We start from the raw sequence: 26014 nt of genomic DNA, 5'->3' as shown, positions 1-26014 counted from the left end.
ATTAAAATCTAAAGTGTGAGAATGCTTTATTGGCTTCAGCCATTCTATGGGTGTCGTCTTTTTTCTTTACAGCAGCACCTTCACCTTTGGCAGCAGAGATGATCTCACCCGCAAGTCTGTCCATCATAGTTTTCTCACCCCTTCTCCTTGAATAAGTGATCATCCACTTAATCCCTAGGGATACTTTTCTTTCAGGTCTAACTTCCATTGGGACCTGGAAAGTAGCACCACCCACCCTACGACTCTTCACTTCTACAGCGGGAGTAATATTGTTAAGCGCCTTTTTCCAAACCTCAAGACCGTTCTCACCTACTTTTTGTTCAACCTTCTCAACTGCGTCGTAGAAGATTTTGTAAGCAATACTCTTCTTGCCATCTACCATAAGACAGTTCACGAACTTTGTTACCAAAGTATCGCCAAACTTAGGATCGGGAAGAATGTACCTCTTTTTTGGTTTCGATTTTCTCATTTTTTCTGAATGATTTTAATTATTTTTTCTTTGCCGGGGCTGCTGGGGCACCTTTGCCTGCCTTCGGTCTTTTTGCACCGTACTTGGAACGACCTTGCTTACGGTCCTTAACTCCTGCAGTATCCAATGCACCTCTGATAATGTGGTAACGTACACCTGGTAGATCTTTCACACGACCACCTCTGATCAATACGATAGAGTGCTCTTGCAAATTGTGACCTTCTCCGGGAATGTAGGCATTCACCTCTTTACCATTCGTCAATCTTACCCTGGCCACTTTTCTCATTGCTGAGTTTGGCTTCTTGGGTGTGGTAGTGTATACCCTGGTACACACACCCCTCCTTTGAGGACAAGAATCCAAAGCTCTCGATTTGGACTTGGTCTCTAGAGTGGTTCTACCTTTTCTTACTAACTGTTGTATAGTAGGCATTAACTGATAAAATTTATTTGACTTCCTTAAACTTGTAAATTTTGGACTGCAAAGGTATGGAAATAGGTAAAACAAACAAAATTAAGATGTTATATTTTTATTAAGCCTCCCCAAATGTCCCCCCAAAGTTCATTGGGAAACTAGGCCCTTCAGAACCCCCTTCGATTTTGCCGAAAGCCTGTTCATATTTCCCAATATTATCCTTCAATGCAGCCAACAATCTTTTGGCATGATCTGGGGTCATGATGATTCGTGATTTCACTTTGGCCTTGGGCACGCCCGGCATCAACCGGATGAAATCTATGACAAATTCAGAATTGGAGTGGGCTATCATAGCCAAGTTGGAATAAATCCCTTCTGCAACTTCTTCTGAGAGCTCAACATTGATCTGTTGGTCCTGATTTGGTTTTTTTCCGTCTTCCATGTTGATTTGGTTTGATGAAAAAAGGCCTGTATTGGATACAGGCCTTTTAATTTATCCGTTTCAAAGATTATTTTACGGCTTCTCTGGATTTGCTGATAGATCTTTCCTTTTCACCGGAAAGTCTGTCATATTCTTCCATTGAACCGATAATGATATTCTTAAGGTGTCTTTGACCCGTACCTGCCGGGATCAAATGACCTACAATTACGTTTTCTTTCAATCCTAACAGTTCATCTCGCTTACCTCTGATAGCGGCTTCACTCAATACCTTGGTAGTCTCCTGGAAGGAAGCAGCTGAGATAAAGCTTTCAGTACCCAAAGAGGCGGCAGTGATACCTTGAAGTGTTGGCTGGGAAACAGCAGTTTCTGCATCTCTTACCTGAACCAATTTAAGATCCTTACGCTTCAGACTTGAATTTTCATCCCTCAATCTTCTTGAAGTAATGATCATACCAGGTTTTAATGTAGAGGAGTCACCCGCATCCATCACAACCTTTTTGTCAAGGATGGTGTCATTTTCTTCTCTGAATGCCCACTTGTCAACAATCTGATTTTGTAGGAAACCTGTGTCTCCGGCATCAAGGATTTCAACTTTCTGCATCATTTGGCTTACAATCACCTCAATGTGCTTGTCATTGATTTTTACACCTTGAAGTCTGTAAACTTCTTGGATCTCATTTACAAGATATTCCTGTACTGCAGTTGGTCCTTTGATAGAAAGGATATCGCTTGGTGTAATGGCTCCATCTGACAAGGCTTCCCCTGCTCTGATAAAGTCATTTTCCTGAACAAGAATATGCTTGGAAAGAGAAACCATGTATCTTTTCTTCACTCCATCCTTAGATTCAATGAAGATTTCACGGTTACCTCTCTTGATGCCACCATAAGTAACTACACCGTCAATTTCAGAAACCACAGCCGGGTTGGAAGGATTTCTTGCTTCGAACAATTCGGTTACCCTTGGAAGACCACCAGTAATATCCCTGGTTTTACCAACAGATCTTGGGATTTTAACCAATATCTGACCTGATTTTACAGTCTCTCCTTGTTCTACGGCAAGGTGGGCACCAACAGGGATGTTGTATGATTTAGTTTCGTCCCCATTGTAATTTACCATAACAGCAGGGTTTTTGGTCTTATCTTTTGTATCGATGATTACCTTCTCCCTGTATCCAGTCTGATCATCTGCCACTTCTTTGAAAGTGATACCTTCAATAATGGAGTCAAATTCAATTTCACCATCGAACTCAGAAAGAATAACAGCATTATATGGATCCCAAGTACAAAGAGAATCACCTTTTGCTATCTTCTGGCCATCCTTGACATTCAACAATGCACCGTAAGGAACATGGTTTGAAACAAGGATTTTTCCTGATTTGGCATCGTTGATTTTGATTTCACCTGATCTACCCATTACCACAGAGACTTTCTCTCCATCTTTGTTGGTGGTATCGATCCATCTCAATTCTTCTTCGAATTCGATAACACCATCAAATTTGGCATTGATGCTCGCTTCAACAGAAATGTTGGAAGCTGTACCACCTACGTGGAAAGTTCTCAATGTAAGCTGAGTACCAGGCTCACCGATTGACTGAGCCGCGATGACACCTACAGATTCGCCCGCCTGTACCATGTTGCCAGTAGTGAGGTTACGTCCATAACACTTAGCACAAACCCCTCTTCTGGTTTCACAGGTCAATACAGATCTGATTTCAACCTCTTCAATAGAAGATTCATCAACCTTTTTAGCGACATCTTCTGTGATTTCAACTCCAGAGAGTACAATCAATTCTTCTGAGACAGGATCATATACATCATGTACTGAAACCCTTCCCAAAATCCTTTCAGATAGTGGCTCTACGATTTCGTCATTGTCTTTCAATGCCTGAACAACAAGACCTCTCAAAGTACCGCAATCCTCTTCAGAAACGATCATGTCCTGCGCCACATCAACCAATCTTCTGGTCAAGTAACCAGCATCAGCAGTTTTCAAGGCAGTATCGGCAAGACCTTTACGGGCACCGTGAGTAGAGATAAAATACTCCAATACATCCAGTCCTTCTTTGAAGTTGGAAAGAATCGGGTTTTCGATGATCTCACCGACAGAACCTTGAAGGTTTTTCTGTGGCTTGGCCATCAGACCTCTCATACCACCCAACTGACGAATCTGTTCCCTGGAACCTCTAGCTCCGGAGTGCATCATCATATAGATTGCGTTGAAGCCTTGCTTATCTTCCTCCATCTGCTTCATCAGTACGTTGGTCAGATGCGAGTTGGTCCTTGTCCAAATATCAATTACCTGGTTGTATCTTTCGTTGTCTGTTATCAGACCCATTAAATAGTTGTTCCAAACCTGGTCAACTTCCTCTTTGGCTTTATTGATAAACGGTTCTTTTTCCTCTGGAATAATGACATCATTCAGACCCATAGACAAACCACCGGTATATGCCATTTGGAATCCTAAATTCTTGATATCATCCAAGAACTGTGCTGTTCTAGCTACACCACATATTTTCACTACATCAGAAATGATCTGTTGTAATTTTTTCTTGGTCAATAATTCGTTGACAAATCCTACCTGCTCTGGAACAAACTGATTGAAAATCAATCTCCCCGCAACAGTTTCAACTATCTCCTCAAACAATTCACCATCTTCATTCCTTGAAGAAACTTTGCATTTGATGAAAGCGTGTTGAGAAACAAGACCTTCATTCATGGCAATAATAACCTCTTCTTCTCCGTAGAAAGTCATTCCTTCACCAAGAACAATTTCTTCGGGAGTAGATTTTTTACCCTTGGTCACATAATACAGGCCAAGAACCATATCCTGGGAAGGAACAGTTATAGGTGCACCATTGGCAGGGTTTAGGATATTGTGAGAGGAAAGCATCAAGGTTGAGGCTTCCAAAATAGCTTCATGTCCCAAGGGAACGTGAACGGCCATCTGGTCACCGTCAAAATCAGCATTGAATGCAGTACATACCAATGGGTGTAACTGTATCGCTTTTCCTTCAATCAATTTTGGCTGGAAAGCCTGAATACCTAATCTGTGAAGTGTTGGAGCACGGTTTAGCAATACAGGGTGTCCTTTCAATACATTTTCTAGGATATCCCAAACTACAGGATCTTTTCTGTCTACAATCTTTTTGGCAGATTTTACTGTCTTTACAATACCTCTTTCAATCAGTTTCCTGATGATAAAAGGTTTGAAAAGTTCTGCTGCCATATTTTTGGGAAGACCACACTCATGGAGTTTCAATTCAGGACCAACGACAATAACCGAACGTCCAGAATAATCCACCCTTTTCCCGAGCAGGTTTTGACGGAATCGGCCTTGCTTACCTTTCAACATATCGGAAAGGGATTTCAAAGCACGGTTACCATCTGATCTTACCGCATTTACTTTTCTTGAATTATCGAATAAGGAATCAACAGCTTCCTGAAGCATCCTTTTCTCATTTCTCAAGATAACCTCAGGAGCTTTGATATCTATCAATCTCTTCAAACGGTTGTTTCTGATAATCACCCTTCTATACAGGTCATTCAAATCAGAGGTAGCAAATCTACCACCATCCAAAGGAACCAAAGGTCTCAACTCAGGCGGAATGACAGGTACCATTCTGACAACCATCCATTCAGGTCTGTTCTCAATCCTGGTTCTTGCCTCTCTGAATGCTTCCACTACTTTCAAACGTTTCAAAGCTTCTGCTTTTCTTTGCTGGGAAGTATCGGTAGCTGCCTGATGTCTCAAGCTGTAAGAAAGATCATCCAAATCCAATCTGGCCAAAAGCATTTCGATTGCTTCTGCGCCCATTTTGGCAATAAATTTACCTGGATCTTCGTCATCGAGCATATGGTTCTCTTTTGGAAGCTTGTCCATGATATCCAAATACTCGTCTTCAGTCAAAAAGTCCAGATACTGCACACCATCTTCGGCTTTGATACCAGCTTGGATGACTGCATATCTTTCATAATATACAATCTGATCCAATTTTTTGGTAGGTAAGCCAAGAAGGTAACCAATCTTGTTTGGTAGAGACTTAAAGTACCAGATATGAGCAACAGGAACAACCAATTCGATATGTCCCATTCTCTCTCTTCTGACTTTCTTTTCAGTCACTTCAACACCACATCGGTCACAAATGATGCCTTTATATCTTATGCGCTTATATTTTCCACAATGACATTCCCAATCTTTGACAGGACCGAAAATCCTCTCACAAAACAAACCGCCCATTTCAGGCTTATATGTTCTGTAATTGATGGTTTCGGGCTGCGTCACTTCACCATGTGAACTATCCAGGATTGATTCTGGAGAGGCCAAACTAATAGTGACTCTGGAAAAGTCGTTGTTTAGTTTTTTATTTTTTCTGAACGCCATAATTGTTGAAGAAATATGTGAAGGGTCTTTCGACCCATTTTTTTAGAATTAGTCAAGTGTGATTTCGAGTGCAAGGCCTCTCAGTTCATGAACCAATACGTTGAAAGATTCCGGAATATTCGGTTTAGGAAGATTCTCACCTTTAACAATTGCTTCATAAGCTTTTGCCCTACCTACCACGTCATCAGACTTCACAGTAAGGATTTCCTGAAGTACATGGGATGCACCAAATGCTTCCAATGCCCACACTTCCATCTCTCCAAAACGCTGACCACCAAACTGGGCTTTACCACCCAAAGGCTGCTGCGTAATCAATGAGTATGGTCCGATAGATCTCGCGTGCATCTTATCATCTACTAGATGACCCAATTTCAGCATGTAAGAAATACCAACAGTAATAGGCTGATCAAACTTCTTACCGGTCAAGCCATCATATAGATAGGTTCTACCGTAAGGTGGAAGTCCTGCATCCTCAAGTTCTTTGGAAACTTCTTCCATAGTAGCACCATCAAATATAGGAGTAGCATATTTCTTGCCTAATTTATAACCTGCCCATGCTAGAACAGTTTCATAAATCTGACCTATGTTCATCCTTGAAGGTACACCTAGTGGGTTAAGAACAATATCCATAGGAGTTCCATCTTCCAAGAAAGGCATGTCTTCATCTCTTACGATTCTTGCAACAATACCTTTATTACCATGACGGCCTGCCATTTTATCTCCCACTTTAAGTTTACGTTTCTTAGCGATGTAAACTTTAGCAAGCTGAACAATACCTGCAGGTAATTCATCACCTACTTCAAGGGTGAACTTATCCCTTTTGAACCTGCCTGAAATCTCATTTCTTGAATTGATGTAGTTTTTCACCAATTTAATTATCAGATCATTGGTATGGGCATCTTCGGACCAATCATCCAAAATGATATCCGAGATTAGATTGGCTTCCTCTGGAACGTTATAATTTGATTCGTCTCTGTAAGGGTTTTTGGCTGGGAATAAATTTTGTTCAATATTTTTCAAGTTGAACTTTACTCCTTTGCTGATAATTTCATCACCGAACTTATGCTTTACACCTTGCGAAGTTTTTCCATCAAGGATTGAAACAAGTTTGTTGATCATCTTAGCCCTTATTCCCAAAAGGTCTTTTGCATATTTACCTTTTAGTTTTTCTACCTCTGCCTTAGACTTAGCCCTAAGATCTTTATCTTTCTTTGGTCTAGAGAAAAGCTTGGTTTCGATCACGACACCATTCAAAGATGGAGATGCTTTCAAAGATGCATCTTTCACATCACCTGCCTTATCACCAAAAATCGCTCTTAGCAATTTCTCTTCAGGAGTCGGATCCGTTTCACCTTTTGGTGTGATTTTACCTATGATGATGTCACCTTCTTTTACTTCAGCTCCAGTTCTTATTATTCCGTTTTCATCAAGATTTTTGACAGCTTCTTCAGAAACGTTTGGAATCTCAGAAGTTAACTCTTCTTCACCACGCTTTGTATCCCTTACTTCTAATTGGAATTCTTCGATATGGATGGAGGTAAATATATCCTCCCGTACTACTCTTTCAGAAATTACAATTGCATCTTCAAAGTTATATCCCTGCCAAGGCATGTAGGCTACACGAAGATTTTTACCAAGAGCCAATTCACCATTGTTGGTAGAATATCCTTCAACGAGCACCTGTCCTTTCAATACTTTTTCTCCTTTCAATACTAAGGGCGAAAGATTGATTGTAGTATCTTGGTTTGTTCTCCTAAATTTGATCAGGTCATAGGTAACATATTCATCACTGAAATTGACCAGCAACTCATCATCAGTAAGATCATATTTGATAGTGATACTCTTCGCATCTACATAATCGACGACACCGTTTGCCTGTGCAATGATCAGTGTCCTAGAGTCTGTCGCTGCTTTTGCTTCCAGACCCGTACCGACTATCGGTGATTCAGGTTTCAGCAATGGAACAGCCTGACGCTGCATGTTAGATCCCATCAAAGCACGGTTGGCATCATCATGTTCCAAGAAAGGAATCAAGGAAGCTGCCACGGATACAATTTGGTTTGGCGCAACATCCATATAGCTGATTTCTTTTGGTTCTAAAACCGGGAAATCACCTTCAAATCTTGCTTTTACTTTATCATTGATAAAGGTTCCCTTATCATCCAAAGGTGCATTTGCTTGGGCTATATTGTTATCATCTTCTTCTTCTGCGGTCAAAAAGACGATATCCTTTAGTTCCATACTTACTTTTCCATCCTTCACTTTCCTATATGGTGTCTCAAGGAATCCCATAGAGTTGACCTTTGCATGTACGCAAAGTGAGGAAATCAAACCAATATTCGGACCTTCCGGAGTCTCAATGGTACAAAGACGACCATAGTGGGTATAGTGAACATCCCGAACTTCAAAACCTGCTCTTTCTCTCGAAAGACCACCTGGACCCAATGCAGACAACCTTCTTTTATGCGTCAATTCCGCAAGAGGGTTGGTTTGATCCATAAATTGAGAAAGTTGGTTTGTTCCAAAGAATGAATTGATAACTGAAGATAGGGTCCTTGCATTGATCAAATCAACCGGTTTGAAATCTTCATTATCCCTTACATTCATTCTTTCTCTGATTGTTCTTGCCATTCTGGCAAGTCCAACTCCAAACTGACTGTAAAGCTGTTCGCCTACAGTTCTAACTCGTCTGTTACTCAAGTGATCAATATCATCAACTACGGCTTTTGAATTGATTAATCCAATGAGGTATTTAACGATACTGATAATGTCTTGGGTAGTAAGAACAATTTTCTCAGGATCGATATCCAATCCCAATTTTTTATTGATTCTATATCTACCTACTTCTCCAAGATCATACCTCTTATCCGAGAAAAACAATCCATGGATTACTTCGCGGGCTGTAGCTTCATCAGGAGCTTCTGTGTTTCTCAGCTGACGGTAAATAACCTCAACAGCTTCCTTCTCGGAGTTGGAGTTATCTTTTTGTAGCGTATTATATATAATAGAGTAATCGGCAACGTTGACATCTTCTCTATGAAGAATGATGGATTTCGCTCCGGACTCCAATATCAATTCAATATCTTCATCTGTAAGGATGGAGTCCCTTTCCAAAAGGACTTCATTTCTATCAATGGAAACAACCTCACCAGTATCCTCATCCACAAAATCTTCTACCCAAGTTCTAAGGACACGGGCTGCCAATTTTCTTCCCGTTACTTTTTTCAGGTTATTTTTGGTGGAATCAATTTCCTCAGAAAGACCAAAAAGATCAAGAATTTCTTTATCAGACCCAAAACCTATAGCCCTTAATAAAGTGGTAACAGGAAATTTTTTCTTTCGGTCTATATAAGCGTACATGACATTATTAATGTCAGTAGCAAATTCTATCCAGCTACCTTTGAAAGGAATAATTCTAGCTGAATATAACTTCGTACCATTGGTATGCTTACTTTGAGCAAAAAATACACCTGGAGACCTGTGCAATTGAGAAACAATAACCCTTTCGGCACCATTGATGACAAAGGAGCCTTTTTCGGTCATGTAAGGCAGGTTGCCAAGAAAAACTTCTTGTTCGATGGTTTCAAAATCTTCATTATCTTCATCAGAACATAATAAACGAAGTTTTGCTTTCAAAGGAACAGAATAAGTCAATCCCCTATCGATGCATTCTTCAACGCTGTATTTTGGAGGATCTACTGTGTAGTCAATAAATTCAAGTGTGAAATTTTCTCTGGAATCAGAAATTGGGAAATTCTCAGAAAACACTTTGAAAAGACCATCTTGTCTCCTTTTTTCAGCGGGAGTATCCAGTTGGAAAAAGTCCTTGAAGGACTGTAACTGAATATCTAAGAAATCAGGATAGTCTTTGACCACCTTTATAGATGAGAAACTTTTCCTTTCGGTTTGATTCTGGATAGCCAAGGCAGTATAAGTTTATAGTGATAATAATTAATGGAAAGCGACAAATTTCGCTTGAAATAATGCAATTTTTTACCTGAGCATAAACAGGAAAAGACCTGACTAATAAAGTCAGGTCTAATAGAATAACCTTTACCTAAAGGGAAAGGTTATTCAAATTATTTGATTTCTACTTCAGCACCAGCTTCTTCAAGAGACTTTTTCAAACCTTCAGCCTCGTCTTTAGCGATACCTTCTTTTACTGCTTTTGGTGCGCTATCAACCAATTCTTTAGCTTCTTTCAAGCCAAGTCCGGTCAATTCTTTCACCAATTTAACCACAGCAAGTTTAGCACCTCCTGGAGCTTTCAAAATAACATCAAAAGATGTTTTTTCTTCTTCAGCAGCACCAGCATCACCGGCACCAGCACCTGATGCAGCAACAGCTACTGCAGCAGCTGCAGGTTCAATGCCATACTCGTCTTTAAGTATATCAGCCAATTCTTTTACTTCTTTTACAGTCAAGTTTACCAACTGATCAGCAAGTTGTTTAAGATCTGCCATTGTATTAATATTTAGATTGTTGTTTTAAATTAAAATTTTTGAAATTGATTATTCTTTTTCAGAAAGGGCTTTAACAAGCCCAGCGATGGTATTCTGTCCACTTTGCAGTGCTGAAATAAGATTTTTGGCGGGTGATTGGAGCAATCCAATAACATCTCCCAAAAGTTCCTGCTTCGACTTCAGAGTTGACAACATCTCGAGCTGATTTTCTCCAACAAAAATGTCAGAGTCAATTGAAGCTCCCTTAAAAACCGGTCTGGTTTCTTTTTTACCTAGCTTTTTTCTAAAATCCAAAAGAACTTTTGCAGGAAGGTTACCAACTTCTTTGGTGAAGATGATTCCTGAAAATCCTTTTAGAGCCTTATCAGTGAGTTCAGTGTAATCAGCATCAAGATTTTCTAAAGCTTTCGCAATAAGCGTATTTTTATAAACCTTGTACTCCACACCTTTCTCATAGCATGTTCTTCTGAAAGAATTTACCTGAGCCACATTGAATCCAGATGCATCTGTAATGTAGAAATAAGGGTTTTCCTTAAATTTCTCGGTAAGACTTTCGATTATTTCTAATTTTTCTTCTCTAGTCATAATTAGATACCTTGAATACTTCCTTTATCTACTTTGATTCCAGGAGACATTGTGCTGGACAAATGAATACTCTTGAAATAAGTACCTTTTGATGAAGATGGCTTCAACTTAGAAATAGTGTTTATAAGTTCTTGAACGTTATCCTGAATTTTTTCAGGGTCGAAAGAAACCTTTCCAACACTAGCGTGAATAATACCGAATTTATCTACTTTGAAATCGATCTTACCAGCCTTTACTTCTTTTACAGCTTTTCCAACATCTAAAGTAACTGTTCCTGATTTAGGATTAGGCATCAAGCCTCTTGGTCCTAAAACTCTACCTAGTCTACCAACTTTTGCCATTACGTTTGGCATTGTGATGATGACATCAATGTCAGTCCATCCGCCTTCGATTTTAGCAATATAGTCGTCAAGACCTACATAATCTGCACCAGCTTCTTTAGCCTCTTCTTGTTTGTCAGGAGTACAAAGGACCAATACCTTTACATCCTTGCCTGTACCGTGAGGTAAGGCAACGACACCTCTTACCATTTGATCCGCTTTTCGAGGATCGACACCCAAACGGACATCGATATCGACAGAAGCATCAAATTTGGTCAAAGAAATATCCTTAACGATTGAAGAAGCATCCTCCAGGGAGTACTGCTGGCTTGGGTCGTACTTAGAAAGAGCTTCTTTTTGCTTTTTTGTTAACTTAGCCATAGTGTTTTTAAATTATTCCTCCCAAGGAGCTTTACCGGATACAGTGATACCCATACTTCTAGCAGTACCTGCAATCATTTTCATGGCAGATTCCACTTTGAAAGCGTTTAAGTCAGGCATTTTCACCTGAGCAATTTCCTTTACCTGATCCCAGGTAACTGATCCTACTTTTTTCCTGTTTGGCTCTGCTGAACCACCTTTTATTTTTGCTGCCTCGATCAGCATATTTGCAGCTGGCGGAGTTTTTACAACAAATTCAAAAGATTTATCAGAGAAAACAGTAATCAAAACAGGCAACACCTGACCCATTTTGTCTTGGGTACGGGCATTAAACTGCTTACAGAACTCCATGATGTTCAAGCCCTTGGAACCAAGAGCCGGACCTACCGGAGGTGATGGATTTGCCTGGCCACCTTTCACCTGTAATTTCACATAACCAGTGATTTCCTTAGCCATTTCTTAATCTTGTTTTTCTACTTGTATAAAGTTTAATTCAACAGGTGTGTTCCTACCAAAGATCTTGACCATAACATTCAATTTCTTCTTGTCCTCAAACACCTCTTCTATTGTACCCGAGAAACCACTGAAAGGACCGTCCATTACTTTAACGGTCTCTCCAACTATAAATGGCGTATCAAGTTTTTCGGCAAACTCATCAATCTCTTCAACACGACCTAAGATCCTATTGATTTCTGATTGTCGTAATGGTTCAGGGGTTTTGGAAGCTCCCCCTGTGCTTGACCCTAAAAACCCGATGACACCCGGGATACTTGTAATTACGTGATTGGCCTCACCGTAAGTAATATCCGCATTGACCAAAACATAGCCCGGAAAGAAATTTCTTTCCCTGACTCTTTTTTTACCATTGCGCATTTCGTAAACTTTTTCTGAGGGTATCAATACTTCAGGAATATAATCCTCAAGTTTTTGACGGACAATTTCATTATCCAAGTAAACCTTGGTTTTTTTCTCTTGTCCAGCTACCACCCTAAGTACGTACCACTTATGTTCAGCCATCAGTAATAAAATTCAATTAGAATAAATCGTAAAACCACTTCATTAAATTCTCGAATCCTAAATCAATCACCCCAATTACAAGGGCAAAAATGAGAGATGCAACAATAACCAATACAGCACTGTTCTGCAGAAATGAATAAGAAGGCCAAGTGACCTTATTTTTCATTTCATCAATGGATTCGACTACAAAACTTTTAATATTCATGATTCACTTATTTTGTGCACGGGCAGAGAGATTCGAACTCCCATCAACGGTTTTGGAGACCGCTATTCTGCCATTGAACTATGCCCGTAGAGAATTTTGGTTCTCAAAAGGAACGCAAAATTAGTTAGAATAGGGTTAAGAAACAAATGCGATCCCAAAAATATTTGGGATCGCATTTGAAATATATTGAACTCTTGATTGTTAGTCAAGAATTTCAGTCACCTGACCTGCACCTACAGTTCTACCACCCTCACGGATAGCGAATCGTAGACCCTTCTCAAGTGCTACTGCATTCAATAAGTTTACTTCAATGGTGATGTTATCACCTGGCATAACCATTTCAACATTCTCAGGAAGTTTGATTTCGCCTGTTACGTCAGTGGTTCTTAAATAGAACTGAGGACGATATTTGTTGAAGAATGGCGTGTGACGACCACCTTCTTCTTTTGAAAGAACGTAGACTTCAGCCTTAAAGTGGGAATGAGGCTTAACAGAACCTGGTTTACAGATAATCATACCTCTTCTGATTTGAGATTTTTCAATACCTCTCAATAAAAGACCTACGTTATCACCTGCTTCACCTCTGTCAAGGATTTTACGGAACATCTCAACACCGGTAACGGTTGATTTGAGACCTTCAGCACCCATACCAATAATATCTACAGGATCACCTGAATTGATTACTCCTCTTTCAATTCTACCTGTCGCAACTGTACCACGACCTGTAATCGAGAACACATCTTCAACAGGCATCAAGAAATCTTTGTCAATCAAACGCTCTGGAATTGGAATGAACTCATCGACTGCATTCATCAATTCCATTACTGTATCTTCCCATTTTGCTTCACCATTAAGTGCACCAAGAGCAGATCCAGAAATTACTGGAATATTATCTCCATCGAAATCATAGAAAGAAAGAAGTTCTCTAACTTCCATCTCTACCAATTCAAGAAGCTCAGGGTCATCGACCATGTCCACTTTGTTTAGGAATACTACTAGAGCTGGAACACCTACTTGACGTGCAAGAAGAATGTGTTCTCTAGTCTGTGGCATTGGTCCATCAGTTGCAGCTACCACTAGGATAGCGCCATCCATCTGAGCGGCACCAGTTACCATGTTCTTTACATAATCTGCGTGACCAGGACAGTCAACGTGAGCGTAGTGTCTCTTTTCAGTTTGATACTCTACGTGTGAAGTATTGATAGTGATACCTCTTTCTTTTTCTTCAGGAGCGTTGTCAATTGAAGAAAAATCTCTTAATTCAGAAAGACCTTTTTTCGCCAAAACTGTGGTAATGGCAGCAGTCAAAGTTGTCTTTCCATGGTCTACGTGACCAATCGTACCGATATTAACGTGCGGTTTGGAACGGTCAAAGGTTGCTTTTGCCATGCGTGAAAATCCTCTGTTTTAGTTTTAAGATATGAATAATTTAATTTTTACAATGTTTCAGAGCCAACGACGGGATTTGAACCCGTGACCCCTTCCTTACCAAGGAAGTACTCTACCACTGAGCTACGTCGGCTGGTAACATTCGCTCTGCTTATAAAAGCATAGAGCGGGAGACGAGGCTCGAACCCGCGACCTGCAGCTTGGAAGGCTGCCGCTCTACCAACTGAGCTACTCCCGCTTTTTGAAACGTTGTGCAAAACTACGAAAATATTTCGCATTTCACATTCGTGGGGGAAACAGGATTCGAACCTGTGAAGACATAAGTCAACGGATTTACAGTCCGTCCCAGTTGGCCGCTTTGGTATTCCCCCAACTGTTACCTGCTAAGAATCAGCTAATTTTGGTCTATTATCTTTCTTAACGGATGGCAAAATTATACCCTTTTCCTAAACATTCAAAATAATGTCAAAAAATTTCAAAGTTATTTTTGAAGACCTAATTTAACCCTATAAAAATCAAGTATTTAATTTTCTTCAATGTATGTGGAAAGGAAAAATTCCTTGTACCTCTTTGCAAAATCATCGCTTTCTTCTTCATAGCTTTTTTTAGCCATTTCCAAAACCCCTGGTTCATCTATAAAACCAAAAAGTCCCATAAATGCTGCAATTCTGACATAACTGGCATGGTGCTTTGAAGCAAGGTTGGAAAGATTCTTAATCGCACTGCCTGTATCTTCATTGGTGTTTTTGGCAAAATAATCTCCATAATATCCCAGAAAGTAATACAATGACTGACCGCTCAATATTTCCAATTTGTCATTGAACCAATTACTCTTTTCTCCTACACTTTCTGAAATATAATAATCGGCAAGAGCGACCAATAGCCTGATGTTCTTTTCATCTTCAAATCTTGAAGCAATCGCTTCCCTGTTTAAATTACCTGCGTTTTCAAGATATGCCCCTAAAGCCGCTCCTGCAACATAGTAAGAAGGGTGGTTCATCCACCTTAAAAAGGCAGGAGAATACTTGTCAGGATCTATGGCGGACAATAATTCGATAGCCCCCAGTCTAACTGTATTTTTGGGATCATTTTCTGCTATTTCAAAAAGCATATCTTCCAAATTGGTAATTAATTCCATCCACTCGGGATTTTCAGCTATTTTCATTAGAGATAGTTCTCTTATTGCCCAAAAATCATCCTTCAAACCGATTCCAATTAAATCGATGACATCCTCAGCATCCGCAAACATGGTTCCTAAACTATCAATAGCTTCATATCTTGCTACGCCCAGGGTTGAGTTACGGTATTGATCTAAAAAAAATTCCTTCCCCCTATAGGATTTCTTTTCAGCCAAAATCTCAGATGCTTCATCAAAATATAGGGATTTCACAAGCGTCACATTTTCAATTGCAAATTGTTGCCAAGCTTTATCTAATACCAATTCCTTTTCAAATCGCTGTCCCCCATCGTACCAGCTTACCTTAAAAGGTATTTTGTACAAAGGCGTAATTTCAAAATCCTGTCTCTGAGCTACCGTGAGAAGAAGGTTGTCCGGTTGGCTGTAATCCACCTCGTATTCCAATATGGGATGCCCGGAATCCAAAAACCACTGATTAAAAAACCAGTTCAAATCCTGACCTGTAACTTGCTCAAAAGCCAGCCTTAAATCATGCACTTCTACTGAGGAAAAAGCATGATTATTTAAATAATGATTAAAAGATGCAAAAAAAGCTTCATCACCAAGATACCTTCTTAACATATGAAGAATCCTTCCGCCTTTGGCGTAGGAATGACTGTCAAACATATCTTCATTGTTATCATAATAGAATCTGATCAGATCCTCTTGTTTGGTTTTGGCTTCATCGAAATACTGTTCCATCTCCGATATATGATGCATGTCCGCATCATCTTTACCTTCCTTGTGCTCATACCACAGATATTCCGAATAGTTGGCAAAGGCTTCATTCAGGGTAAGGTTGGACCAAGATTCTGTTGTCACCAGATTCCCAAACCATTGATGAAACAATTCATGGGCAATAATCCCATCCCATTCAGAATCTATAGCCCCACGTTCATCCAAGTTAAGTTCTTCCATGAATACCGTGATAGTGGTATTTTCCATAGCGCCTGATACAAAATCACGAACAACAACCTGATCATATTTCTGCCAAGGATACCTGACTCCCAAGAGATCAGAAAAAAATCCGATCATTTCAGGAGTATTTTTAAATACTGTTTTCGCCCCTTCTTCAAATTCTTTCTCGACATAATAATTGACCTGCATTCCCTCCCAACTGTCCTCTATTTCCACATAATCACCTACGATTACAGCTGCCAGGTAAGGCGCATGGGGCAAATCCATTATCCAATGGTCCGTTCTTGTCCCATCAGGATTTGGATTGCTGGATTGGAGCCTACCATTGCTGATTGTCCGATATTTATCATCAACTGTCAGTCTGATTTCCTGTGTCATTCTTTCATTCGGGGAATCGATGGTAGGAAACCACTTTGAGTTATGTTCAGTCTCACCCTGTGTCCAAATCAACGTAGGCTTGTTGGCTTCATCTCCTTTGGGATTTATAAAATAAAGACCTTTGGTATCCGTGATTGCTGCACTGCCCGGTGCAGTGCCTTCATTCGGCTTAGCAGTATATTTGATCCTAACCCTTATAGTATCATTTGCTGTGATTGCATTTGGCAAAAAAGCAGTAACCTTTTTAGAATTATACTTAAAATTCAATTTGCTTTCATCTTCAGTTCCGAGTAGGGTAAATCCATGAATATCAAAATCCTTCGCATCAAGGACCAGCTCTTTTTGGGTAAAAAAATATGGCTTCAAAGTCAATATCGCCTCACCTTTTACCCACTGGTTTTCATAGTCAAATGATAGATCAAGTTCAGTATGCAATAAATCAAAATCTCTTGTTCTTGAAGCCTTGTATTCAGTGATCTGTTGCTCAAGTGACTGGATCAACCCTGCCTTAGCAGTAGCCTCTACTTCCTCCATAAGATCAGAATCATTTATCAGATCCGTTTCGGCTAACTTTTTGGTACCTTGGCAGGACCAAATCAAAATCAACAGTAAAAAAAAGACTGCATTTGGTTTATAAAATCTCATGAAAATGCATTTAAAGATTAATTGTATATTTAGCGCAAATTAAAAGAAATGTATTCAGTTAGTATCAACAATTCAGTTTTTGAGGTAGAAAAATCCAAGGATATACTCTCTGTGAATGGGAATATTCTGGAATGGGACTTGAAAAAAACAGGCGATCGTCATTACCACTTGCTGTACCAAAACCAGTCTTACAACCTTGAATTGGTAAGTTTGGACAGTGAAACAAAAACGATAAAACTAAAGCTCAACAATAAACCCTGTGAAATAAGAATTAGGGACAAGTTTGATCTTTTGTTGGAAAAACTAGGGATGAATAATTTACAAAATAACGCTGCAAAAGAAATCAAAGCACCAATGCCAGGACTGATTTTTGATATTAAAGTCAAAGAGGGGGATGAGGTCAAAAAAGGTGACCCTGTTTTGATTCTTGAAGCTATGAAAATGGAAAACATTCTCAAATCCCCTGGTGATGGGATAGTCAAATCTGTCAAAATCAAGAAAGGACAAAGCGTTGAAAAAAATCAGGTGCTAATTCAATTTTAAACTTTGTTCTGTTTAGATTTCTTTTGGAAGGCTTTATATTTGTCGGATTTATAAATTAACCTACTGCAAAAAATAACCTCTTTTATACCAAATCAAAAATGAAATATAGCAGGATACTACTGAAATTGAGCGGAGAAGCCTTGATGGGTGAAAAAAATTACGGGATCGATTCTAACAGGCTTGAGCAATACGCCCAAGAAATCAGAAAAATCAAAGATTTGGGGGTAGAAGTGGCTATAGTTATCGGTGGAGGTAATATTTTTAGAGGTGTTCAGGCCGAGAAAACAGGTATTGACAGGGTTCAGGGAGATTACATGGGCATGCTCGCCACTTTGATCAATGCCATGGCTCTTCAAAGTGCCTTGGAACAAAACGGTATGTTTACCCGTCTCATGTCGGGAATAAAAGTAGAAAGTGTTTGTGAACCTTTTATCAGAAGGAGGGCCATAAGACACTTGGAAAAAGGCAGAATAGTTATTTTTGGAGCTGGTATAGGCAATCCTTATTTCACTACTGATTCTACAGCAAGCTTAAGGGCCATTGAAATCGAAGCAGATGTGGTATTGAAAGGGACAAGAGTGGATGGCGTTTATACCGCTGATCCCGAAAAGGATAAAACAGCAACCAAATACAGTACATTATCCTTTCAGGAGGCTTATGAAAAAAACCTCAACATCATGGATATGACTGCTTTTACACTTTGCCAGGAAAACAATTTACCGATTGTGGTATTTGATATGAACAAACCCGGCAACCTAGAGAAAATAGTCGAAGGACAAGATATCGGAACATTAATCACTTCAAATTAATCCGGAAAATCATGGAAGAAATTCAACTGCAACTGGAAGAAACTAAAGAACTGATGCAAAAAGCAGTAGACCACACTGCTGCTGAGCTATTGAAAATAAGGGCCGGAAAGGCTATGCCTAACATCCTTGATGGTATTATGGTGGCCTACTATGGCACCCCTACCCCACTTCAACAAGTAGCCTCTATAACTACGCCTGATGCCAGAACATTATCCATCAAACCTTGGGAAAGAAATCTGATCGGCGAAATCGAGAGGTCTATTATCAATTCTGATCTTGGGTTGGCACCACAGAACAACGGGGAAATTATCATCCTTACTATTCCCCCAATGACTGAGGAAAGAAGAAAAATGTTGGTCAAAAATGCTAAAAACGAATGCGAATCAGGTAAAATATCCATTCGAACAGTAAGGAAGGAAACTAATGACGCCTTAAAGAAACTTCAAAAGGAGGGTGCTTCTGAGGATGAAGTAAAAAGAGCAGAAGATACGGTGCAAAAACTTACAGATCAGTACTCTATAAAAATCGATGAGCTTTTGACCAAAAAAGAACACGAGATAATGACAGTTTAAATATCAAAAAATCTCAAAGAATACAAACCTGTGCCTTTTGGGGCAGGTTTGCTTTTTTTTCAACCATTTCAATTCAAAATCTCTTTCACCAAAGCGACCAACTTCTTGCCTGACCGTTGGGCTACATCTACTACTTCTTCATGGGTAAATTCTTTGGCAACTTTGGGAATACTTTCATTGGTGATGACAGAAATTCCCAGAACTTTCAAGCCTATGTGATTCGCAGCAATTACTTCAGGAACTGTACTCATCCCAACGGCATCACCGCCAATTAATCTAAAAAAACCGATCTCGGCCCTTGTTTCCAAAACCGGTCCAGTGACACCCAAGTAAGTTCCCCTTTTCAGAATTATTCCAAGTTCTTCTCCTTTTGAAAAGGTTTGTTCTATCCACTTCTGATCGAATGGTTCACTCATATCAGGAAACCGCGGACCAAACTCTTCCTCATTACTACCCCGTAATGGATTATCGGGAAATCGGCTGATAATATCTTCAATCAACATCAAGTCGCCAACTTCAAAATTAGGATTCAATCCTCCTGCTGCATTGGTTATGATCAGTTTTTCAACTCCCAAAAGTTTCATAACCTGAATTGGAAATACCACGGCTGCCATGTCATAACCTTCATAAAAATGAAAACGTCCTGCCATGGCCATTACGGGACTTCCTTTCAAAAAACCATAAATCAATTCACCCATATGCCCTTCCACAGTAGAAACAGGAAAATGAGGGATCTCTGAATAAGGGATAATACTTTTACCCTCAATATCATCTACCAATCCACCCAAACCGGATCCAAGGATTATCCCAATTTTAGGAGTTCCCTCGATTCTTTTGGTAATAAATTGAGCAGATTCCCTGCAGTGTTGCAGGTTAAGGTTATTTTTCATGGAAAATCGGTTTGATGAGGTGCGATCAGGATTACATGGTCTTGATCAATTCTCTGATGATCAAACTCATTCCCGGTTCTGCAATCGCTGCTGCGGCAAGTACTTCTGAAATGCTGATTTTTTTAACATTCCCGGGTGAACAAAGATCCGTAATGGCAGAAATGGCAAAAACAGACAAATCCATGTGCCTAGCCACTATCACTTCCGGAATTGTACTCATCCCGATAGTATCTGCACCGATTGTTCTCAGGTATTTATATTCGGCCTTGGTTTCCAGATTTGGTCCCTGAACGGCAGCATAGATCCCTTGATGAACTTTGAGATTGTTTCTTTTGGCAATTTCCATTCCTTTGTTTATCAATTGTAGGTCGTAGGGTTCGGACATATCAGGAAACCTTACCCCAAATCCATCCAGATTTTTTCCTCTTAAGGGATTCTCCGGAAACAAATCAATATGATCATTGATAATCATTAATTCCCCGATACCATATTCCGGATTCAATCCTCCCGCGGCATTGGAAACAAAAAGATGATGTATCCCCAATTTTTTTAACACGCGAACAGGAAAAGTCACCTCCTTCATGGAATATCCCTCATAATAGTGAAATCTCCCTTGCATGGCAATCACTGATTTACCTGATAGTCTTCCTATAATCAGTTTTCCATGGTGACTTTCTACAGTGGAAATAGGAAAGTAGGGAATCTCATCATAAGGTATTTCCCTGATGATATCAATATTTTGAATCAGCTGCCCCAGACCTGTACCTAGAATAATCCCGATTTCCAAAGGCTCAGGATATATATTTTGAATATGTTCAAAAGCAAATTGAATCTGTTCGGCGTAATCTATGCTTGGTTCCTGTCTCATGAGTTTAATTTTTCTAAAGTTAATGATTTAGGTATAATGAGTTTTAGAAACTCCGAATTCATTGTGGTCAAGAATAATAAAATATTAACTCTAGTTACAAAAGAATATCAAACCTCATTATGATACTTACCATAATATTTTTTCTTGATATAGATCAATCTCCCTACAAAAAATAGCCTCCATCTTTGTTCAAGAAATTTTATAAACAAAACAACAATTAATTATGAGACCAGTAATAATGCTTTTTATGGGAGTAGCTTGGTTAAGCTTGTTCTCATGTCAGGAAACAGAGAAACCAGTTGGAATGGATATTCTCGGGGAGTGGAAAATTGATGGCAGAAGTACGGAAGTTTTGCTCAATGGGGAAGTTAAAACCTTAGCCGAATTGAGTATAGAAGTTTTTGGCCTCGATGAGGAAACATCCACAACTTATGTGGAAGAATATCTGCAAAACCAGATTTTGGGTCCCTTGAGTCTAACGGATGCTGAAGTTTCCTTTACTCAGACCTTGATGACTGTGAAGCAGGGAGGTGACCAAAAACAAAGTGATTGGCAATTATTAAATGACAAAACAGTATTGAAATTAAATTCTTTGGAAGAAAACCAAGTTTCCTATTTTTTCAATTTCAATCACAACGCAGAGCAGCAAATAAACCTTTCTTGGGATTGGCAAGTACAGCATTTAGCCGATCCTACTAAAGTTTATGATTTAGGGCTTAAATTGAGGTTAATCAAATAATCTCATTTGGTTTCCACACTATTATTTTTTCCATGATTACAGAAGGCCTGCCAAATATGAATAATTGGCAGGCCTCTTTTATTTTTTTTGTCAAGCGGATTCTCAAGAAGTGTAGTTTATTTATTTAAAGAAATTATTGTGAGTTAAGCCAGGTATTGTATACAGCTAACCCTTTTTCACTCAAATAAGGCTGTACCATTTGGTTAACCATTTTGGTGAATTCAGTTTTTTGGTAGGCGTGACTGTCTGTCATTTGAAAATAGGCAAAATGGATACTTACGCTTAAAAACATCAAGTAATCTAAATCATCATTGCTTATATTTTGATTTAAATAATTTTCATCTCTCAAATACTTCAATAACTCCTTCCATTTCATTTTCCCGGCTTCATTCAAGGTTTTTACCTTTTCAAAAAGATTTGGAAAATTGCGCTTTAGCTCATTGTAGTCAATGGTTAAAAAAAGGTACTTCAGGTTAATATCAAAGCTAAACGAAGGTAATTCGAGCAAATAGCGCATTAAATTTGATAAATCATTTGAGGACTGAAGAGCAGCAAGCTCCATATTCATTTCTTCAAATAGACTCGTTATAACATCTTCTTTTGTGGGAAAATGATAGGTGATGTTACCGTAACTCTTATTCATAGATTTTGCGACATCTCTTAACGTTACGTTCATAACACCTTTTTCATTGAATAACAATCTACTGACCTCGAGAATATGTTTTTTTGTTTTCATGTTGCAAAATTAGTCCATTTGGCCTATTTTTACAAAATCATTTTAGACCAGGTATGAAAAGTATATATAAATCAGCAAAATCAAAATCCATCCTTATGGAGCTTTACGATGAAAAATTGGAAAGCTTGCGAATTGACTGTGAAGAAATTGATGTAAAAACGTCATTTGGTAGAACCAGGGTCATCAAAACAGGAAATGAAAATGGTAAAACTATGATAGTTGCGGATGGTGATGTTTTTTTTCCTGAAAAAGATGCCATCAAAAAAGCAAAAGCAATTTTTAAAAATTTTAGGGAAGCGCATGTCTTGAAAAACTGTAAGCACATGCCTTTTATTAACCGATATCCGGAAATACAACTTCAGGTTAAAACTTGGATTGAAAAATAGCTGTTATGACTGAGATAGAATATTACATTCACAGCACTTTTGGATTAGATAAAGCTTTTGCTGAAAAAGTATCTGGGTTATTTCAGAAGGTTAACCTTCCTAAAAGATCTTTTTTCACCAAGGGAGGAGGTTATTGTGAAAAAATGGGCTTTGTTCATCAAGGTATTTTAAGGGAATTTGCCGAATTTGGGGACAAGGAAGTTACTCGATGGGTTGCTACTAAAGGTCATCTGGTATTGGATAAGCAGAGTTTTTTCTTGCAAATGAAGGGTAAATGGAATATACAGGCATATACTGATTGTGAGATTTTTATAATCAAAAGAACTGATTATGATCGCATTGGTGAAATTGTCCCAAAATGGTATCAATTTGAAAAAGCATTAGTAACCAAGCAATTGGGGGAGATGGAAGACAGGATAAGTGAACAAATTGCCCTAAGTGCCGAGGAACGATATTTCAAACTGTTTATGAAAGACAGGAATTTATTCAATGAAGTACCGTCCAAATTCCTTGCTTCCATATTGGGCATGACTCCTGAGACTTTCAGCAGGATCAGAAATAAACAATTGAGGCAATGACTTTAAATCAGCTTATTTTCCACCATTAAATCACATCCCCTAATCTCTTTTTCAGGATTTACCAGGAATAGCATTTCTATGAATTTCACTTTTTTTTGCCTACTGAATCAAACATCTTTGTTTTCTCTCAGTTTTAAATATAGTAGTGAAGCCTGATTAGGTTATTTTTATTTTTACAAAAAGTTGATTACAGATTTTTATTTGGCAGTCTGATTTACCAATCCAAAAAAAATGAATAAGGGTAAAGATAAAATCATGGATCTAGTAAAAAAAAGAGATCCCAACGAAACAGAATTTATACAAGCAATCGAAGAGATGCTTCCTTCCATCAGCAAAGTTTTGGATAATCATCCAGAATTCAGCGAAAAGAGCATCTTAGAGCGGATGATTGAACCAGAAAGAATAATCACTTTCAGGGTTGCTTGGGTAGATGATAAGGGAGAAGTGCAAGTCAACCGTGGATTTAGGGTTCAGATGAATTCTGCTATTGGACCTTATAAAGGAGGCCTGCGTTTTCATCCCACAGTCAATCTCAGTATATTGAAATTTTTGGCATTTGAACAAATTTTCAAAAATGCACTCACCAATCTACCTTTAGGAGCAGGAAAAGGCGGGGCAGATTTTGACCCGAAAGGAAGATCAGATGATGAAATAATGCGCTTTTGTTATGCTTTTATGCAAGAGCTTTTCAGGCATATCGGAGATTTTACAGATGTTCCGGCAGGAGATATCGGCGTTGGTTCTCGGGAAATTGGATACCTCTTTGGAATGTATAAAAAACTTAAAAACAAGTTCAGCGGTATCATAACCGGCAAGGGGGAAGATTGGGGAGGCAGTGTCATCAGGCCTGAGGCGACAGGTTATGGATTGATATATTTTGCCTCTTATATGCTCAAAGCAAAAGATGACACACTAAAAGGAAAAAAATGTCTCGTTTCGGGTGCAGGTAATGTTGCCCAATTTGCAATAGAAAAAATCATAGACATGGGTGGGATTCCCATTAGCCTTTCGGATTCCTCCGGATATATTGTAGATCGCGAAGGAATTGATACTGAAAAACTTGATTTCATCAAAAAGTTGAAAAATGAAAAGCAGGGAAGAATAAAAGATTATGCCGAAAAATACCCTGGCTCAGAATATCACGAGACAAAGGATGGTCAGAAGTTCAATCCTCTTTGGAAGGTAGAAGCTGACTGTGTCTTTCCCTGTGCCACCCAAAATGAAATCAATGAGAAGGATGCCGAAAATTTAGTTTCCAATAATGTCACACTGCTGGCTGAAGGCGCAAATATGCCTTGTGGTACCAAAGCAATTAGTATCATTCAGGATTCCAGGATTTTATATGCACCCGGAAAAAGTACAAATTCGGGTGGCGTGGCCGTATCTGGATTAGAAATGTCTCAGAATCGAAGAGGTGTATATTGGGATAGAGAAGAAGTTGATAAACACCTAAAGGATATTATGAAAAATATCCACGATGTATGTTTGAAGACAGCTGAAGAGTACGGAAACCCAGGAAATTACCTAGAAGGTGCTAATATTTTCTCTTTCTTAAAAGTCGCCAAAGCGATGAAAGACCAAGGGGTGGTTTGATATAGTTAAAAAAAAAATGGACATTCAATATTATGTCCAGGCACCAAATAAATAATAAGGCTTTCGGGAGTTCCCGAAAGCCTTATTATATACCAAGTTTATTTTTGGAATGAAGTCAGCATCCAATGATGCAACTCTATACTTTTAATAAATGCTATAAGCATATCTTCAGTAGCGGAATCGCCCAGATCGGCAACTTTTGTAGCACATTCATCCATATTATCATTGAGGATTTCAAAATCTTTCAAAACCTCATCAACCATTTTACTGGAAGAAAGATCTGTTCCAACTTCCTTAATATCTGAATGTTCCAAATAATCAGTAATCAAACTGTAAGGAGTCATTCCGAATACCCGGATTCTTTCAGCAATCAAATCAATATTAATTTTGGCTTCATTATACAACTCTTCAAACTTTTCATGCAGATCAAAAAAATCACTTCCGGTTACATTCCAATGAAAGTTTCGTAACTTTTGATAATGTACATGATAATTAGCCAAAAGTTTATTCAGGGATTCAACAATTTTTTCTGATTCATTTTTTCTATACCCTAATTTCTTAAATACTCTTTTTTCAGTTTTGCTCATCATTTCGTTATTTAAATGTTACACTTTACTATTAAAATTCTTTATTAAAATGTCATATCCATGCTAATGATTTCCCTTGGATATTCTATGACTTTAACCATATTTTCGGAAACAAAAATCGGCGTTTTCAAGGCAGTTTTTTCTTTCGACAATATGCCTAAGAGATCTTCTTCATTAATATCTTTGCCTTCTATATTTTTTTTAAAATATTCAGATTTTAGATCAAATAAATCGATAATTCTCACATTCATTTTTTTGGCCAATTCTGAAAATTGCGTGGGAGTCATATCGTTTTTAGAAATATCCAATTCATTAATTTTATGGTTATGTAATGTCAATACATATCCATAAGCTTCTCTATCTTGTAGTTTATTACTGTTGTAAAGAAATTTTATTTCGTTTTTTTCTAAATCAAACATTTTAATTAGATATTAAAGCATCAGGAAAATCACTTAAAAATGGCCAAATACTATGCCACATATCATCTTTTTAACCAAAACATAGTATGATAGTTTAAATTAATTCTTTAAT

Annotated in this window: 25 protein-coding genes and 4 tRNA genes; 7 read left to right on the top strand and 22 right to left on the bottom strand. The window is 38.6% G+C overall.

All coding sequences use genetic code 11. The features are described from left to right. Window position 1: 1 nt before the first annotated feature. From rpsG to HMJ38_RS03055, 17 genes are all read right to left on the bottom strand, one after another. Window positions 2-469 (bottom strand): 30S ribosomal protein S7, encoded by a 468-nt coding sequence (gene rpsG / locus HMJ38_RS03135; protein WP_194972917.1) that lies wholly within the window; start codon window positions 467-469, stop codon window positions 2-4. A 19-nt stretch (window positions 470-488) separates the two neighbouring features. Beyond that, entirely contained in the window at window positions 489-899 is a 411-nt protein-coding gene (gene rpsL / locus HMJ38_RS03130; RefSeq protein ID WP_075349317.1) for a 30S ribosomal protein S12, read from the bottom strand. Between the two features lie 100 nt (window positions 900-999). Continuing rightward, a complete protein-coding gene (locus HMJ38_RS03125; protein WP_194972916.1) occupies window positions 1000-1323 on the bottom strand; it encodes a DUF3467 domain-containing protein in 324 nt (107 codons plus the stop codon). Between the two features lie 67 nt (window positions 1324-1390). Next, window positions 1391-5704 carry a DNA-directed RNA polymerase subunit beta' gene (gene rpoC / locus HMJ38_RS03120; protein ID WP_194972915.1) on the bottom strand — a complete coding sequence of 1438 codons (4314 nt, stop codon included), beginning with the start codon at window positions 5702-5704 and terminating at the stop codon, window positions 1391-1393. A gap of 48 nt (window positions 5705-5752) precedes the next feature. Then, a complete protein-coding gene (gene rpoB / locus HMJ38_RS03115) occupies window positions 5753-9628 on the bottom strand; it encodes a DNA-directed RNA polymerase subunit beta (protein ID WP_194972914.1) in 3876 nt (1291 codons plus the stop codon). A 155-nt stretch (window positions 9629-9783) separates the two neighbouring features. Continuing rightward, the gene (gene rplL, locus HMJ38_RS03110; RefSeq protein WP_194972913.1) at window positions 9784-10167 is read right to left on the bottom strand and encodes a 50S ribosomal protein L7/L12; all 384 of its coding nucleotides are present in this window, start codon (window positions 10165-10167) and stop codon (window positions 9784-9786) included. A 48-nt stretch (window positions 10168-10215) separates the two neighbouring features. Beyond that, the gene (gene rplJ / locus HMJ38_RS03105; RefSeq protein ID WP_194972912.1) at window positions 10216-10752 is read right to left on the bottom strand and encodes a 50S ribosomal protein L10; all 537 of its coding nucleotides are present in this window, start codon (window positions 10750-10752) and stop codon (window positions 10216-10218) included. A 2-nt stretch (window positions 10753-10754) separates the two neighbouring features. Next, the gene (rplA, locus tag HMJ38_RS03100; RefSeq protein WP_194972911.1) at window positions 10755-11453 is read right to left on the bottom strand and encodes a 50S ribosomal protein L1; all 699 of its coding nucleotides are present in this window, start codon (window positions 11451-11453) and stop codon (window positions 10755-10757) included. Window positions 11454-11465: 12 nt separating this feature from the next. Then, window positions 11466-11909 carry a 50S ribosomal protein L11 gene (gene rplK, locus HMJ38_RS03095; RefSeq protein ID WP_194972910.1) on the bottom strand — a complete coding sequence of 148 codons (444 nt, stop codon included), beginning with the start codon at window positions 11907-11909 and terminating at the stop codon, window positions 11466-11468. 3 nt (window positions 11910-11912) lie between these two features. Further along, a complete protein-coding gene (gene nusG / locus HMJ38_RS03090; RefSeq protein WP_194972909.1) occupies window positions 11913-12470 on the bottom strand; it encodes a transcription termination/antitermination protein NusG in 558 nt (185 codons plus the stop codon). 16 nt (window positions 12471-12486) lie between these two features. After that, complete coding sequence (gene secE, locus HMJ38_RS03085; RefSeq protein WP_194972908.1) at window positions 12487-12675, bottom strand: preprotein translocase subunit SecE; 189 nt, start codon at window positions 12673-12675, stop codon at window positions 12487-12489. A gap of 17 nt (window positions 12676-12692) precedes the next feature. Beyond that, a tRNA-Trp gene (locus HMJ38_RS03080) sits at window positions 12693-12763 on the bottom strand. Between the two features lie 113 nt (window positions 12764-12876). Further along, on the bottom strand, window positions 12877-14064 hold the full coding sequence (tuf, locus tag HMJ38_RS03075) for an elongation factor Tu (protein ID WP_194972907.1): 1188 nt from the start codon (window positions 14062-14064) through the stop codon (window positions 12877-12879). Window positions 14065-14125: 61 nt separating this feature from the next. Further along, window positions 14126-14197, bottom strand: a tRNA-Thr gene (locus tag HMJ38_RS03070). A 32-nt stretch (window positions 14198-14229) separates the two neighbouring features. Continuing rightward, window positions 14230-14302, bottom strand: a tRNA-Gly gene (locus tag HMJ38_RS03065). A 50-nt stretch (window positions 14303-14352) separates the two neighbouring features. Further along, window positions 14353-14435 (bottom strand) — tRNA-Tyr (locus tag HMJ38_RS03060). A 152-nt stretch (window positions 14436-14587) separates the two neighbouring features. After that, a complete protein-coding gene (locus tag HMJ38_RS03055) occupies window positions 14588-17182 on the bottom strand; it encodes a M1 family metallopeptidase (protein WP_194972906.1) in 2595 nt (864 codons plus the stop codon). Between the two features lie 48 nt (window positions 17183-17230). On the opposite strand from HMJ38_RS03055, the gene HMJ38_RS03050 reads away from it, so the two are divergent. From HMJ38_RS03050 to frr, 3 genes are all read left to right on the top strand, one after another. Beyond that, window positions 17231-17725 (top strand): acetyl-CoA carboxylase biotin carboxyl carrier protein subunit, encoded by a 495-nt coding sequence (locus tag HMJ38_RS03050; protein ID WP_194972905.1) that lies wholly within the window; start codon window positions 17231-17233, stop codon window positions 17723-17725. A gap of 98 nt (window positions 17726-17823) precedes the next feature. Further along, on the top strand, window positions 17824-18534 hold the full coding sequence (pyrH, locus tag HMJ38_RS03045; protein WP_194972904.1) for a UMP kinase: 711 nt from the start codon (window positions 17824-17826) through the stop codon (window positions 18532-18534). An 11-nt stretch (window positions 18535-18545) separates the two neighbouring features. Further along, entirely contained in the window at window positions 18546-19106 is a 561-nt protein-coding gene (frr, locus tag HMJ38_RS03040; protein WP_194972903.1) for a ribosome recycling factor, read from the top strand. 68 nt (window positions 19107-19174) lie between these two features. Here frr and HMJ38_RS03035 read toward each other — a convergent pair whose 3' ends face one another. Together HMJ38_RS03035 and HMJ38_RS03030 are read right to left on the bottom strand one after the other, a co-directional pair. Then, a complete protein-coding gene (locus tag HMJ38_RS03035) occupies window positions 19175-19996 on the bottom strand; it encodes a purine-nucleoside phosphorylase (RefSeq protein ID WP_194972902.1) in 822 nt (273 codons plus the stop codon). A gap of 31 nt (window positions 19997-20027) precedes the next feature. Next, the gene (locus HMJ38_RS03030; protein WP_194972901.1) at window positions 20028-20864 is read right to left on the bottom strand and encodes a purine-nucleoside phosphorylase; all 837 of its coding nucleotides are present in this window, start codon (window positions 20862-20864) and stop codon (window positions 20028-20030) included. A gap of 223 nt (window positions 20865-21087) precedes the next feature. Between HMJ38_RS03030 and HMJ38_RS03025 the strand changes: the two genes are divergently transcribed. Beyond that, on the top strand, window positions 21088-21603 hold the full coding sequence (locus tag HMJ38_RS03025; RefSeq protein ID WP_194972900.1) for a hypothetical protein: 516 nt from the start codon (window positions 21088-21090) through the stop codon (window positions 21601-21603). 133 nt (window positions 21604-21736) lie between these two features. Here the strand turns inward: HMJ38_RS03025 and HMJ38_RS03020 are convergent, their stop codons facing one another. Then, window positions 21737-22339 (bottom strand): TetR/AcrR family transcriptional regulator, encoded by a 603-nt coding sequence (locus HMJ38_RS03020; protein ID WP_194972899.1) that lies wholly within the window; start codon window positions 22337-22339, stop codon window positions 21737-21739. A gap of 95 nt (window positions 22340-22434) precedes the next feature. On the opposite strand from HMJ38_RS03020, the gene HMJ38_RS03015 reads away from it, so the two are divergent. From HMJ38_RS03015 to gdhA, 3 genes are all read left to right on the top strand, one after another. Then, complete coding sequence (locus HMJ38_RS03015; protein WP_228779846.1) at window positions 22435-22725, top strand: hypothetical protein; 291 nt, start codon at window positions 22435-22437, stop codon at window positions 22723-22725. A 5-nt stretch (window positions 22726-22730) separates the two neighbouring features. After that, window positions 22731-23303, top strand: a complete 573-nt coding sequence (locus tag HMJ38_RS03010) for a Crp/Fnr family transcriptional regulator (RefSeq protein WP_194972897.1) — start codon at window positions 22731-22733, stop codon at window positions 23301-23303. Window positions 23304-23558: 255 nt separating this feature from the next. Continuing rightward, on the top strand, window positions 23559-24896 hold the full coding sequence (gene gdhA / locus HMJ38_RS03005) for an NADP-specific glutamate dehydrogenase (RefSeq protein ID WP_228779845.1): 1338 nt from the start codon (window positions 23559-23561) through the stop codon (window positions 24894-24896). Between the two features lie 98 nt (window positions 24897-24994). Here gdhA and HMJ38_RS03000 read toward each other — a convergent pair whose 3' ends face one another. Together HMJ38_RS03000 and HMJ38_RS02995 are read right to left on the bottom strand one after the other, a co-directional pair. Then, a complete protein-coding gene (locus HMJ38_RS03000) occupies window positions 24995-25483 on the bottom strand; it encodes a Dps family protein (RefSeq protein ID WP_194973022.1) in 489 nt (162 codons plus the stop codon). A 44-nt stretch (window positions 25484-25527) separates the two neighbouring features. Beyond that, entirely contained in the window at window positions 25528-25902 is a 375-nt protein-coding gene (locus HMJ38_RS02995; RefSeq protein ID WP_194972895.1) for a thioredoxin domain-containing protein, read from the bottom strand. Window positions 25903-26014 lie beyond the last annotated feature (112 nt).

The organism is Aquiflexum lacus (assembly GCF_015476655.1).
GTDB classification, from domain to species: Bacteria; Bacteroidota; Bacteroidia; order Cytophagales; family Cyclobacteriaceae; genus Aquiflexum; species Aquiflexum lacus.
Note: the sequence above shows the minus strand (reverse complement) of the source record. Positions and strands in the feature narration are given on the sequence as shown.